Origin of the sequence: Cupriavidus sp. YR651 (assembly GCF_900101625.1) — a bacterium.
GTDB lineage: Bacteria > Pseudomonadota > Gammaproteobacteria > Burkholderiales > Burkholderiaceae > Cupriavidus.
Map to the genome: position 1 here is coordinate 203584 of NZ_FMYZ01000002.1, position 12519 is coordinate 216102.

15 protein-coding genes are annotated in these 12519 nt (G+C 64.2%); 13 read left to right on the forward strand and 2 right to left on the reverse strand.

The window, feature by feature from the left end; translation table 11 throughout:
- The first annotated feature begins 80 nt into the window (after window positions 1–80).
- The 7 genes from BLR29_RS07055 (at window position 81) to BLR29_RS07085 (ending at window position 5660) form a co-directional block, all read left to right on the forward strand.
- Complete coding sequence (locus tag BLR29_RS07055) at window positions 81–596, forward strand: DUF2244 domain-containing protein (protein WP_092135757.1); 516 nt, start codon at window positions 81–83, stop codon at window positions 594–596.
- Between the two features lie 61 nt (window positions 597–657).
- Window positions 658–1935 carry a cytochrome c oxidase subunit II gene (gene coxB / locus BLR29_RS07060; RefSeq protein WP_092135758.1) on the forward strand — a complete coding sequence of 426 codons (1278 nt, stop codon included), beginning with the start codon at window positions 658–660 and terminating at the stop codon, window positions 1933–1935.
- 41 nt (window positions 1936–1976) lie between these two features.
- Window positions 1977–3584 (forward strand): cytochrome c oxidase subunit I, encoded by a 1608-nt coding sequence (gene ctaD, locus BLR29_RS07065; protein ID WP_092135760.1) that lies wholly within the window; start codon window positions 1977–1979, stop codon window positions 3582–3584.
- 90 nt (window positions 3585–3674) lie between these two features.
- Window positions 3675–3821, forward strand: a complete 147-nt coding sequence (locus tag BLR29_RS32385; RefSeq protein WP_176860894.1) for a cytochrome oxidase small assembly protein — start codon at window positions 3675–3677, stop codon at window positions 3819–3821.
- Window positions 3822–3860: 39 nt separating this feature from the next.
- Window positions 3861–4454, forward strand: a complete 594-nt coding sequence (locus BLR29_RS07075) for a cytochrome c oxidase assembly protein (protein ID WP_092135763.1) — start codon at window positions 3861–3863, stop codon at window positions 4452–4454.
- A 10-nt stretch (window positions 4455–4464) separates the two neighbouring features.
- Window positions 4465–4668, forward strand: coding sequence for a DUF2970 domain-containing protein (locus tag BLR29_RS07080; RefSeq protein ID WP_092135764.1), 204 nt, complete (start codon window positions 4465–4467; stop codon window positions 4666–4668).
- 131 nt (window positions 4669–4799) lie between these two features.
- Window positions 4800–5660, forward strand: a complete 861-nt coding sequence (locus BLR29_RS07085) for a cytochrome c oxidase subunit 3 (RefSeq protein WP_092135766.1) — start codon at window positions 4800–4802, stop codon at window positions 5658–5660.
- Between the two features lie 138 nt (window positions 5661–5798).
- Here BLR29_RS07085 and BLR29_RS07090 read toward each other — a convergent pair whose 3' ends face one another.
- Window positions 5799–6008 (reverse strand): twin transmembrane helix small protein, encoded by a 210-nt coding sequence (locus BLR29_RS07090; protein WP_092135767.1) that lies wholly within the window; start codon window positions 6006–6008, stop codon window positions 5799–5801.
- A gap of 108 nt (window positions 6009–6116) precedes the next feature.
- Here BLR29_RS07090 and BLR29_RS07095 point away from each other — a divergent pair, with 108 nt between their 5' ends.
- The 5 genes from BLR29_RS07095 to BLR29_RS07115 all read left to right on the forward strand — a co-directional run bounded on the left by BLR29_RS07095 (window position 6117) and on the right by BLR29_RS07115 (window position 10251).
- Window positions 6117–6821, forward strand: a complete 705-nt coding sequence (locus BLR29_RS07095) for an SURF1 family protein (protein ID WP_092135769.1) — start codon at window positions 6117–6119, stop codon at window positions 6819–6821.
- Window positions 6822–6831: 10 nt separating this feature from the next.
- The gene (locus tag BLR29_RS07100) at window positions 6832–7488 is read left to right on the forward strand and encodes an SCO family protein (RefSeq protein ID WP_092135770.1); all 657 of its coding nucleotides are present in this window, start codon (window positions 6832–6834) and stop codon (window positions 7486–7488) included.
- Between the two features lie 6 nt (window positions 7489–7494).
- A complete protein-coding gene (locus BLR29_RS07105; protein WP_092135772.1) occupies window positions 7495–8598 on the forward strand; it encodes a COX15/CtaA family protein in 1104 nt (367 codons plus the stop codon).
- Window positions 8599–8606: 8 nt separating this feature from the next.
- Complete coding sequence (gene cyoE / locus BLR29_RS07110; RefSeq protein ID WP_176860911.1) at window positions 8607–9533, forward strand: heme o synthase; 927 nt, start codon at window positions 8607–8609, stop codon at window positions 9531–9533.
- Between the two features lie 103 nt (window positions 9534–9636).
- Window positions 9637–10251 carry an SCO family protein gene (locus tag BLR29_RS07115; RefSeq protein ID WP_092135775.1) on the forward strand — a complete coding sequence of 205 codons (615 nt, stop codon included), beginning with the start codon at window positions 9637–9639 and terminating at the stop codon, window positions 10249–10251.
- Window positions 10252–10336: 85 nt separating this feature from the next.
- On the opposite strand, the gene rpoH is transcribed toward BLR29_RS07115, so the two are convergent.
- Window positions 10337–11272 carry an RNA polymerase sigma factor RpoH gene (gene rpoH / locus BLR29_RS07120; protein WP_092135777.1) on the reverse strand — a complete coding sequence of 312 codons (936 nt, stop codon included), beginning with the start codon at window positions 11270–11272 and terminating at the stop codon, window positions 10337–10339.
- 361 nt (window positions 11273–11633) lie between these two features.
- On the opposite strand from rpoH, the gene BLR29_RS07125 reads away from it, so the two are divergent.
- Window positions 11634–12509 (forward strand): pirin family protein, encoded by an 876-nt coding sequence (locus BLR29_RS07125; protein ID WP_092135778.1) that lies wholly within the window; start codon window positions 11634–11636, stop codon window positions 12507–12509.
- The last annotated feature ends 10 nt before the right edge of the window (window positions 12510–12519 follow it).

The window sequence follows — 12519 nt, forward strand, 5'->3', positions numbered from 1 at the left end:
CGCCCCCGGAATGCACTTCGCACGTGCCGGACGGGAGCGCCATTCGTCCCGGGTGTGCATCCGATGCAGAGTGGTTGGCGATGCAAGACTTGGGTATCGCATTCCAGACGGCAGTAGGTGACTCCGGCGGAAATCTCGACGGACGACCTCCCTTGCCGAGCAACGACTGGCTGATGAAGCGAAATTGCTCGCTGTCTCCACGCCAGGTCGGCTGGTTTTACTTCTCCATCGTATGTTTCTCGACTGCCATCGCGGTGTTTCTTGCCGTGTGGCAGGGGGCCTGGCTCGTGCTGCCGTTTGCCGGGCTGGAGCTGCTCGGGCTGGGGATTGCCCTGCTGGTGTATGCGCGCCATGCGGCGGATTATGAACGCGTGAGTGTGACTGACGGGATACTGGTCGTGGAGACAGCCAGTGCCACGCGGGTCACGCGTGAGGAATTCAACCCGCGCTGGGTGCGGGTCGAACTGGGTGAATCGTTCCGGGCGCTGGTGGTCTTGCGGTCGGACAAGCGAGCCGTGCGGGTGGGGTGTTATCTGGACCCGAGGCGGCGACGCAAGTTCGCGCAGGAACTCGCAGCGGCCTTGCATCGCGTCTGAAAGGACGGGGTGCCGGGCAGGGCGGGGACAGATTTGAATCTGTAAATTGGGTAGATAAACAATGAAAATGTGGAAGAAGGCATCCGCAGCATGTCTGGCAGGCGCGTCCCTGCTTGTCAGCCAGGCGGCCTCCGCGGTCAGTGACATGCCAGGCGGCCCCGCCGTCCGACAGCTGAACCTGACCGAACCCGTTACAAAGATCGCCGAACAGATTCACTGGCTGAACTGGATGATGCTGATCATCTGCACGGTGATCTTCGTCGCCGTGTTCGGCGTGATGTTCTATTCCATCTTCACGCACCGGAAGAGCCGCGGCGCCAAGTCGGCATCCTTCCACGAAAGCATTACCGTCGAAGTTGTCTGGACCATCGTCCCGTTCCTGATCGTGATTGCGATGGCGCTGCCGGCCACCAAGACCGTGGTCGCGATGAAGGACACCACCAACTCCGACATCACCATCAAGGCCACCGGATACCAGTGGAAGTGGGGCTACGACTACCTGAAGGGCCAGGGCGAGGGGATTTCCTTCGTGTCCACGCTGACCACGCCGCGCGAGCAGATCAACAACCAGCAGGAAAAGTCGAACACCTACCTGATGGAGGTGGACAACGAGCTGGTGGTGCCGGTCAACAAGAAGATCCGCATCGTCACGACGGCCAACGACGTGATCCACGCGTGGATGATCCCGGCGTTCGGCGTCAAGCAGGACGCCATCCCGGGCTTCGTGCGCGACACCTGGTTCAAGGCCGAGAAGACCGGCATCTACCGCGGCCAGTGCGCGGAGCTGTGCGGCAAGGAACACGCCTTCATGCCGATCGTCGTGCGCGTCGTGTCTGACGCCGACTACACCAAGTGGGTCGACGAGAAGAAGAAGGCCCTGGCTGCGGCGGCGGATGATCCCAACAAGACCTGGACGCTCGACGAGATGAAGGTCCGGGGCGAGAAGGTCTATGCGTCCAACTGCGCGGTCTGCCACCAGCCGAACGGCAAGGGCGGCGGCGCGTTCCCGGCGCTCGACGGCTCCAAGGTCGTGAACGGGCCGAAGGCCGGCCAGATGCACATCCTGCTGGAAGGCAAGGGCGGCATGCCGTCGTGGAAGCAGCTCTCCGATACCGAGCTGGCCGCGGCCATGACGTACACGCGCAACAGCTGGAGCAACCGGACCGGCGAGGTGATCCAGCCGGCTGACTTCGTGAACGCCCGTGCGGGCAAGTTCCCCGAGGGCGGTGGCGCACCCACGGCCGGCGCAGGCGATGCCTCGCCCAAGGCCCAGGCCAAGCCGGCCGCCGCATCCACTGACAAGCAGGCCAGCCTCGCGGGCAACCGCGTCGCAGGCTGACCCGCGGAAGCACCCGCATCAGGAATTCAGGAGTCATCGCGATGAGTACCGCTACCCCGGAAGCACTGGGTCATCCGCACGATCACGCCCACGATGATCACGCACACGATCATCCGCACGGCTGGCGCCGCTGGCTGTTTGCCACCAACCACAAGGACATCGGTACGCTGTACCTGCTGTTCTCGTTCACGATGCTGCTCTCGGGCGGCGTGCTGGCCCTGCTGATCCGCCTGGAGCTGTTCGAGCCGGGCCTGCAGTTCTTCCGCCCGGAACTGTTCAACCAGTTCACCACCATGCACGGCCTGATCATGGTGTTCGGCGCGATCATGCCGGCCTTCGTCGGCTTTGCGAACTGGATGATCCCGCTGCAGATCGGCGCATCCGACATGGCCTTTGCCCGGATGAACAACTTCAGCTTCTGGCTGATGCCGCCCGCCGCGCTGCTGCTGGTCGGATCGTTCTTCGTCCCGGGCGGCGCCACCGCCGCCGGCTGGACGCTGTACGCGCCGCTGTCGGTGCAGATGGGCCCCGGCATGGACATGGCCATCTTCGCCATGCACATCATGGGTGCATCGTCGATCATGGGCTCGATCAACATCATCGTGACCATCCTCAACATGCGCGCGCCCGGCATGACGCTGATGAAGATGCCGATGTTCTGCTGGACCTGGCTGATCACCGCCTACCTGCTGATCGCCGTGATGCCCGTGCTGGCCGGCGCCATCACCATGGTGCTGACCGATCGCCACTTCGGCACGAGCTTCTTCTCGGCCGCCGGTGGCGGTGACCCGGTGATGTACCAGCACATCTTCTGGTTCTTCGGCCATCCCGAGGTCTACATCATGATTCTGCCGGCGTTCGGGATCGTCTCGCACGTCGTGCCGGCCTTCGCGCGCAAGCGCCTGTTCGGCTACAGCTCGATGGTGTACGCCACGGCCTCCATCGCCATCCTGTCGTTCATCGTGTGGGCCCACCACATGTTCACGACCGGCATGCCGGTGACCGGCCAGCTGTTCTTCATGTACGCGACGATGCTGATCGCGGTGCCGACGGCCGTGAAGATCTTCAACTGGATCGCCACGATGTGGCGCGGCTCGATGACGTTTGAGACCCCGATGCTGTTCGCGATCGGCTTTATCTTCGTGTTCACGATCGGCGGCTTCACGGGCCTGATGCCGGCCGTCGCCCCGATCGACATCCAGCTGCAGGACACGTACTTCATCGTGGCGCACTTCCACTACGTGCTGGTGGCCGGTTCGCTGTTCGCGCTGTTCGCGGGCTTCTACTACTGGGGGCCGAAGTGGAGCGGGTTCATGTACAACGAGACCCGCGGTCAGATCCACTTCTGGGGTTCGCTGATCTTCTTCAACGTGACCTTCTTCCCGATGCACTTCCTGGGCCTGGCCGGCATGCCGCGTCGTTATGCGGACTATCCGACCCAGTTCACGGACTTCAACGCGATCGCGTCGATCGGCGCGCTGGGCTTTGGCCTGATGCAGGTGTATTTCTTCTTCTTCGTGGTGCTGCCGTCGTACCGTGGCGGCCAGCAGGCCGGCGACAAGCCGTGGGATGGCGCCGAAGGCCTGGAGTGGACCGTGCCGTCGCCGGCCCCGTTCCACACCTTCGAAGAGCCGCCGCGGGTCAGGTAATGCCCGGCCAGGTATCACGCAGCAGACAGTAACTGGCAACGGGTGCGTGGGCAGGATGCCCATGCACCCGGCGCCCGAGCAGGTATCGACATGCAGCCCTCAGAAAAAAGCCCGTCACAGCAGGACCGTCAAGCCACGCAGCAAGCCGCCAATCGCCGGCTGGGCCTGATCCTCCTGTCCATCGTGGTGGTCTTCTTCCTGGGATTCTTTGCCAAGATGGTGTTCCTTGGCGGCTGAAACCTTCAAGTCGTAGCAGTACGGAAGCAGGAGACTGGCGTGGACGCGCAGGACAAGGCTCTCGAGAAGCGCTTCAACCGCGGCATGCTGTTGCGGCTGCTGGTGGTGGTGGGTCTGATGTTCAGCTTTGGCTATGCGCTCGTGCCGCTGTACAAGAAGATTTGCGACCTCACCGGCCTCAACGTGGTGACCACGCGCGATCTGTATGGCGGATCGGTGAAGAACACGCAGATCGACAAGAGCCGGACGATCACCGTCGAATTCGATTCCAACGCGCGCGGCCCGTTTGCGTTCCGCCCCGTGAAGAATTCGATGGAGGTCCATCCGGGCGAGCTGACGACGATCGTGTACGAAGTGGCCAACGGGCAGTCGCGCGATATTTCCGCGCAGGCAATCCCGAGCTACGCGCCAAAGCAGGCGACGGAGTACTTCAAGAAGGTGGAGTGCTTCTGCTTCAAGCAGCAGACGCTCAAGGCCAACGAGGCGCGCGAGATGCCGGTGGTGTTCGTGATCGATCCGAACCTGCCGAAGGATGTGAAGAACATCACGCTGTCGTACACGTTCTTCGAGGTCGGCACGCCGGTCGCGCAAGCGCCGCAGGGCGAGCTGGACGCCCCGCGGCAGGGTAGCTGAGGTGGGCAACATGGATGATCCGGTGCATCGCAAGGCATCGTTCATGCAGACCGTGCGGGCGGTGCTCTGGTCGTTCGTCGGGTTGCGCAAGGGGTCGGAGCATGAGACCGACATGGCGCGCCTGAATCCGGTGCACGTGATCATCGCCGGGCTGATTGCCGCGGCGGTGTTCGTGGCGATACTGATCGGCATCGTGCGCGCCGTGGTGGGGTAGGAGACCGCGGTCGCACGCGGAGCAGGGTTGGACAGAAGATAAGAAAGTAGAGCACGCCGCCGGCCAGCCGTTGGGGCCGGATGTGCGGATAACGACCACTGAATCAAAGACTCTGAGCTGGAGATAGAAGAATGAGTGCGAATCGCGCAAACGCTCCGTACTACTTCGTACCGGGCCCGTCGCGCCATCCGATCACGGCGGCATTCGGCCTGCTGATGACTGGCGCCGGCGCTGCCGGTTGGGTCAACGGGCAACCGTGGGCGCCGTATTTGTGCGGTTTCGGCCTGCTGTGGTTCCTGTTCGTGCTCAAGAGCTGGTTTGGCGATGCCATCCGCGAGTCCGAAGGCGGCCTGTACGGCAAGAACATCGACGTATCGTTCCGCTGGTCGATGGGCTGGTTCATCTTCTCGGAGGTGATGTTCTTCGCGGCGTTCTTCGGCGCGCTGTTCTATGCCCGCACCATCGCCATGCCGTGGCTGGGTGACCTGAACAACAAGATCATCTGGCCGGATTTCGCGGCCGTGTGGCCCAACGTCGGCCCGGCGGGTACGGTGGAGAGCTTCCAGACGATGGGCCCGTGGCCGATCCCGACGATCAACACGGCGCTGCTGCTGACCTCGGGTGTAACGCTGACCTGGGCGCACCACGCGCTGCTGGCCGGCAAGCGCAGCCAGCTGATCCAGGGCCTGGTGCTGACCATCCTGCTGGGCGCGATCTTCATGTGCCTGCAGGTCTACGAGTACATGCACGCGTACCACGAACTGAACCTGAAGCTGACCTCGGGTGTCTATGGTTCGACGTTCTTCCTGCTGACCGGCTTCCACGGCTTCCACGTGACGATGGGCGCGATCATGCTGGCGGTGGTGCTGGGCCGCGTACTGCGCGGGCATTTCACGCCGGAGCATCACTTCGCGTTCGAAGGCGCCGCCTGGTACTGGCACTTCGTGGACGTGGTCTGGCTCGGTCTCTACGTGGTGGTGTACTGGCTGTAAGCCGTCGACACGACGGATTGCAACCGATTGCGGCGGATGGCGGGAGATTCTCCCGCGCCCGCTGTGCATGCAGTACAAAAAAGAAGCGCCGCGAGAGACCTCCTCAGCGGCGCTTCTTTTTTGCGGAGCCTGCAACGCTCACGGCGACATCTGGATGCCGGTGCTTTGTATCCATCCCATCCAGTGCGAAAACAGGATGAACAGGAACAGCGCCACGGAGAAGCCGACGCGGAACATCAGCGATCGCATCATGTTGGGCGTGCGGCCCCGGTCGCGCATCATGAAAAATAGCGCGGAGGCAAGGCTGCCGATGATCAGGATGAAGGCAACGACGATGACGAAGCGCATGGGGGCCGTGATGGGGTCCGCTCTCGGAAGTGGTCATTATCGCACCGTGGTGGCCGGGGGGAAGTCGTGACGACCCGCAGGGGGTGGCGTGCACCGGGTCCGGTGCCGATGGTGGCGGCGCTGGTGGTGATCGCCGTCACGTGCGCGCTGGGCAACTGGCAACTGAAGCGCGCGCACGAGAAGATCGACCGTGCCGCACGCCTGGCCGCGCTGGCGGCGCAGCCGCCGGAGGAACTCGGCGCGGGCAATCGGGATGTGAGGCAACTGGCTGACCGCCGCGTTCGCGCGCGTGGCCGTCTCGATGCGGAAAAGACCGTGTTGCTGGACAATCGCCCGCACGGCAATGGCACCGACAGTCGCGCCGGCTTCCTCGTGCTGACCCCGCTGCAGCTTGCGGGCGGCGGGGGCAGCGTGCTGGTATTGCGGGGCTGGCTGCCGCGCGATGTACAGGACCGTACGCGCATCGCGCCGTTTCAGACGCCGTCGGGCGAGATCACGCTGGAAGGCACCGCGCTGGCGGCGGTTCCGCGCGTCTACAGCCTCGGGCAGGACGCTTCCGCCGAGGCCGGGCGAAAGATCCGTCAGAATGTCGACCTGGACGCGTATGGCAAGGAAATCGGCGCACCGCTGCTGCCGCTCGTGATCGAGCAGGCCACGGATAATGGCGACGGGCTGGCGCGCGACTGGGCACCTGCCGATCTTGGTGCCGATCGCCACTACGGATACGCCTTCCAGTGGTTCGGCCTGGCCGCGCTGACCGCGGTGCTGGTGGGCGTGCTGGGCTGGCGCCGCGCGCGGCGCGGCGAGAACTGACAACCGAACGATGAACGTACAGACGAACTCCATGTCGCAGCAAGACCCTACGGCCCCGCCGGATTCCCGCATCGACGCGCGCACGCGCCGTGGCCGCCTGCAGATGCTGATGCTGCTGCTGGTCTGCGCATCGCCAGTGATCTTTTCGTACTTCACGTTCTACGTGATCAAGCCGACTGGTGGCAGCACCAACTACGGCACGCTGATCGATCCGCAACGGCCCATGCCGGCCGTCCAGGTTGCCAACGAGCGCGCCGAGTCGGTGCCGCTGGCGGCGTTCCGGGGCAAGTGGCTGATGGTGATGACGGACCCGTCCGCCTGTGACGAAGCCTGCGCGAAAAAGCTCTTCACGATGCGCCAGATTCGCGCGGGGCAGGGCGAAGGCCGCGAGCGGATCGTGCCGGTCTGGCTGATTTCCGACAACGGCGCCGTGGACGAGCGGCTCTCCACTGCCTACAACGAACCCTATGCGGGCGTGCGGTTCCTGCGCATGGATCGCGAGGCGATCCGGCAGTGGCTGCCGGCGGAGTCCGGCGCGCGCATCGAAGACACGGTATTTCTGGTCGACCCGCTGGGCAACCTGATGATGCGCTGGCCGAAGGAGCCCGACCCCAAGCAGATGAGCAGTGACCTGAAGAAGCTGCTCAAGTATTCCCGAATTGGCTGATTTTCCATGCTGCTCCAACTCGCCATCATCGGCATCCTGATCGCGCTGCTGCCGCTGTCCTACGTACTGGTGCGCGGCGACCGCGACAAATACCGCAAGCTCGTCTGGATCACGGCGTTCCTGACGCTGGACCTCATCATGTTCGGCAGCTTTACCCGGCTGACCGATTCGGGCCTGGGCTGCCCGGACTGGCCGGGCTGCTATGGCCATTCGAATCCGCACGCGGCCATGGAGCCGATCCGCGCCGCCGAAACGGCGCTGCCCAGCGGCCCGGTGACGCTGGCGAAGGCGTGGATCGAAATGATCCACCGCTATTTCGCCATGGCGGTGGGGGTTCTCATCATCTCCCTGATGGTGCTGGCCTGGGTCAAGCGCCGCGAGTTGAAGCAGTCGCCGTGGTTTGCCACGGGCGTGCTGGTGCTGGTCTGCGTGCAGGGCGCGTTTGGCATGCTGACCGTGACCATGAAGCTGCAACCGGTCATCGTCGTCACCCACCTGCTGCTGGCGATGGCGCTGCTGGCGTCGCTGATCTGGCTGGGATCGCGTAACGATCCGCCGCATGTGGTGGCGCCGCAGGCGGCATCGCTGCGGTGGGCGGGCGCAATCGGGATCGTGCTGCTGGTGATCCAGATCTTCCTGGGCGGCTGGGTCAGCACCAACTACGCGGTGCTGGCCTGCACGGACTTCCCGCTCTGCAACGGGCAACTGGTGCCGGAGATGGACTTCCGCCATGGCTTCACGCTCTGGCGCCAACTCGGCATGACGGCGGATGGCGACTACATCCCGCATGCCGCGCTGGTGGCCATCCACTGGGTGCACCGCGGCTTTGCTTTCGTGGTGCTGGGCTACCTGGCGTGGTTCGGCCTGCGCGCCCGCCGGCTTGAGGGGCTCGCCCGTCATGCCAGATGGCTGTTGGCCGTGCTGGCGCTGCAACTGGCCACGGGGATGTCGAATATCGTGTTCGACTGGCCGCTGGTGGCGGCGGTCGCCCATAACGGCGGAGCAGCCCTGCTGCTGATGCTGTTGCTCCGTCTCAACTACAATATCGGCCTCGCGACCCGTTTCGCCGGCGCCGCCGCCCAATCGTCCATTGCCGCGCGCGCCACATGAAGGACAAGATGCCCCCCGTGGTTACTGCTACCCACCCCCACTCTTCCGTGGGCCGATTACGTCATCTGGCCCGCCAATACGCCGCCCTGACCAAGCCGCGCGTGACCCAGCTTGCGGTCTTCTGCGCTGTCATCGGCATGTTCCTGGCCACGCCCGGCATGGTGCCCTGGTCCGTGCTGATCGGCGGTGCCGCCGGCATCTGGCTGCTGGCCGGCGCGGCGTTCGCCATCAATTGCCTGGTCGAGCAGAAGATCGACGCACTGATGCGCCGAACCGCGTGGCGGCCGTCCGCCACGGGCGAGATCACCACCACGCAGACGCTGATCTTCTCGGCCATCCTGGGTGGCGCGGGCATGTGGCTGCTGCACGTGTTTGCCAACGACCTGACGATGTGGCTTACCTTCGCCACGTTCCTGGGCTATGCGGTGGTGTACACGATCCTGTTGAAGCCGGCCACGCCGCAGAACATCGTCATCGGCGGCCTGTCGGGCGCCATGCCGCCCGCGCTGGGTTGGGCCGCCGTCGCCGGTACGGTGCCGGCCGAGGCCTGGTTCCTGGTGCTGATCATCTTCACATGGACGCCACCGCACTTCTGGGCGCTGGCGCTGTATCGCCGTGCGGACTACGCCAAGTCCGGTCTGCCGATGTTGCCGATCACGCACGGGGAGCGCTACACGCTGCTCCATATCCTGCTGTACACGCTCGTCATGATCGCCGCCACGCTGCTGCCGTTCGTGTACGGCATGTGCGGCTACATCTACCTGGCGGCTGCGCTGGGGCTGGGGCTGGTGTTCCTCGGCTACGCCTGGAAGCTGTTCCGCAACTATTCGGACGGGCTGGCGCAACGCACCTTCCGCTACTCGATCCTGTACCTGTCGCTGCTGTTCGCCGCGCTGCTGGTGGATCACTACTTCAAGTTCGTGCCGCAGGTCTGAGCACGGCCCGCAGGGGCCATGTCCTGCGGCATCTTGCCGCGCCCGGAGGCCAGTGCCGGTTCCATCGGCGATACTTCCGGGCAACCTTTCCCGACGACCGCGCATGCCGACCTCTTCCCAAGGCCTCCTGGCCATGATCCGCCGCTTCTGCCTGCTGGCGCTCTGCACGGCCTTGCTGGCCGCCTGCGGGCAACCGAAGCCCTCGTTCCGCAACGTCGATATCTCCGGCGCCACCGAGTTCGGCAAGGACTTCGCCCTGACCGATCCGGCCGGCAAGACCCGCACGCTGGCGGATTTCAAGGGCAAGGCCGTGGTGATGTTCTTTGGCTACACGCATTGCCCGGATGTCTGCCCGACCACGATGGCCGAGCTGAAGGCCGTCATGGAGCAACTGGGGCCGGATGCGGACAAGGTGCAGGTGCTGTTCGTGACCCTGGATCCGGAGCGCGATACCGGCGCGTTGCTGGGCCAGTACGTTCCGGCCTTCGATGCGCGTTTCCTGGGCCTGCGCCCTGCCGACGAGGCGGCGCTGAAGAAGGTGACCAAGGACTTCAAGGTCTACTACGCCAAGGTGCCGGGCACGTCGCCCAACAACTACACGATGGATCATTCGGCGGGGAGCTATGTCTTTGATCCGAACGGCCAGCTGCGCCTGTTCATCCGCCATGGCCAAGGCCCGGAGCCGATCGCTCACGACCTGAAGCAACTGCTCTCGTAGAATGTGCAAGCGCCGCCAGGCGCGCGCCAGAAACAAGAAGGGCCGGTCACATGACCGGCCCTTCGTTTTTGCTGCGACGGTGGAATCAGGCGAAAGCCGCCAGCGCACCCTTCATCTTCTTCATCGCGGCCGCCTCGATCTGGCGGATGCGCTCGGCTGAGACGCCGAATTCGTCGGCCAGCTCATGCAGCGTGGAGCCGCCCGAGCCGTCGTCGTTCACGTCCAGCCAGCGTGCCTCGATGATGCGGCGGCTACGCGCGTCCAGGCGCTCCAGGGCCTCTTCCAGGCCTTCCACCTGCATGCGGTCCTGGCGCTTGGCCTCCAGCACGCGAGTCGGCTCGTTATGGTTGTCCGCCAGATAGGCGATGGGGGCGAATTCCTCCTCGCCGTCGTCGATCTGGCCTTCCAGCGCCAGGTCGCCGCCCGACAGGCGGGTTTCCATCTCCATCACTTCCTCGGGCTTCACGTTGAGCTCGCGCGCAACGGCTTCCACCTGTTCGGGTGTGAAGGTGTGAGCACCCTGCTTGTGGCTGCGCAGGTTGAAGAACAGCTTGCGCTGGGCCTTGGTGGTCGCCACCTTGACCATGCGCCAGTTCTTCAGCACGTACTCGTGGATTTCGGCCTTGATCCAGTGCATCGCGTACGACACGAGACGCACACCCTGATCCGGGTCGAAGCGCTTCACGGCCTTCATCAGGCCAATGTTGCCTTCCTGGATCAGGTCCGCGTGCGGCAGGCCGTAGCCCAGGTACTGACGCGCGATGGACACCACCAGGCGGAGGTGGGACATCACCAGGCGACGGGCGGCATCGACGGAATCCGTGTCGCGCAGGTCACGTGCCAGACGCTGCTCTTCCTCATGGGTGAGCAGCGGAATACGGTGGACAGCCTGGATGTAGCTGTCCAGATTTCCCAGCGTACCGGGGAACGTCAGCGCGAAGCTGGCCGCGGCAGTACTCTGGGGCGCCGTCGGCAGACGGCGGGAAACTTGATTCTGATCGGCAGACAGGACTGCGTTCACTCAATTGCTCCTTTCGCATCCGGCGGTGGGTTGCCGGTGTGTCCCGTCAAAGGCGAAGGGACACCGCATTGCAACGCATATTAGCACTCAGGCCGGGTGAGTGCTAAGTTGGAGAAGTTATAGGGGTGATAGTTCCCGACGATCAAAAGGCATTTTCAAATAGCGAGAAAACTATCGCCCGAATCGGCATGCCGCGTCCGATAAGGACTTGCGGGCAGGCCGTCTGGGGTACGAGGATTAGAGGGGAGCGGAGCCCGTCAGTTTCGCTTCGATTCCGGGATTCTGTATTGCGCGATTCGCTACACTCGAGTTGTTTTCTGATCTCACCGACAACGTTTATCTCATCCACGGAGTACCCGTCATGTCTGCCATCGAACACTTGCTAAAGCCCCATGTGCGGGACATCGGCGAATTCACGGTGCGGCGCTTGCTGCCCGCCGCCACCACCCAGACCGTTGGACCATTCATCTTCTTCGATCACATGGGGCCGGTGGCGATGCCTCCCGGCAATGGCATGGATGTGCGTCCGCATCCTCATATCGGTCTGGCGACCGTCACCTACCTGTTCGAGGGGGAAATCATGCACCGGGACAGCCTGGGCAGCGAACAGGTGATCCGGCCCGGCGACGTGAACTGGATGACGGCCGGTCGCGGCATCACGCATTCGGAGCGTTCGCCCGATGGCGCCCGCGAAGCCGGCCCGCGGCTGCATGGCATTCAGACCTGGGTGGCGCTGCCCAAGGGGCACGAGAACGATCAGCCCTCGTTCCATCATCACCCGGGCGCGACCCTCCCCAAGCTGGAGCTGCCCGGCGTCCGGATGACGGTGATCGCCGGTGACGCATTCGGCGCCGAGTCCCCGGTCAGGGTGTATAGCCGGACGCTTTACGTGGCGATCGAGATGGATGCCGGGGCCAGCCTGGTGATTCCGCCCGAGCACGTCCAGCGGGGTGTCTATCCGGTCGACGGCAACCTGACGCTCGATGGCGAGACCCTGCCGGCCGAGCACCTCGTCGTGCTGGTGCCGGGTGAGAGCGTGACGATCACGGCGACGATCCCCTCGCGCGTGATGCTGCTGGGTGGCGATCCGACTGACGGCCGGCGCTTTATCTACTGGAATTTCGTGGCAAGCAGTAAGGAAGCCATCGAAGAGGCCGCCCAGCGCTGGCAGGACGACCAGTTTCCGCATGTGCCGGGCGAAACCGAGCGCATTCCGCTGCCGCCGCGCCGGTCATAAGCGGACGCAG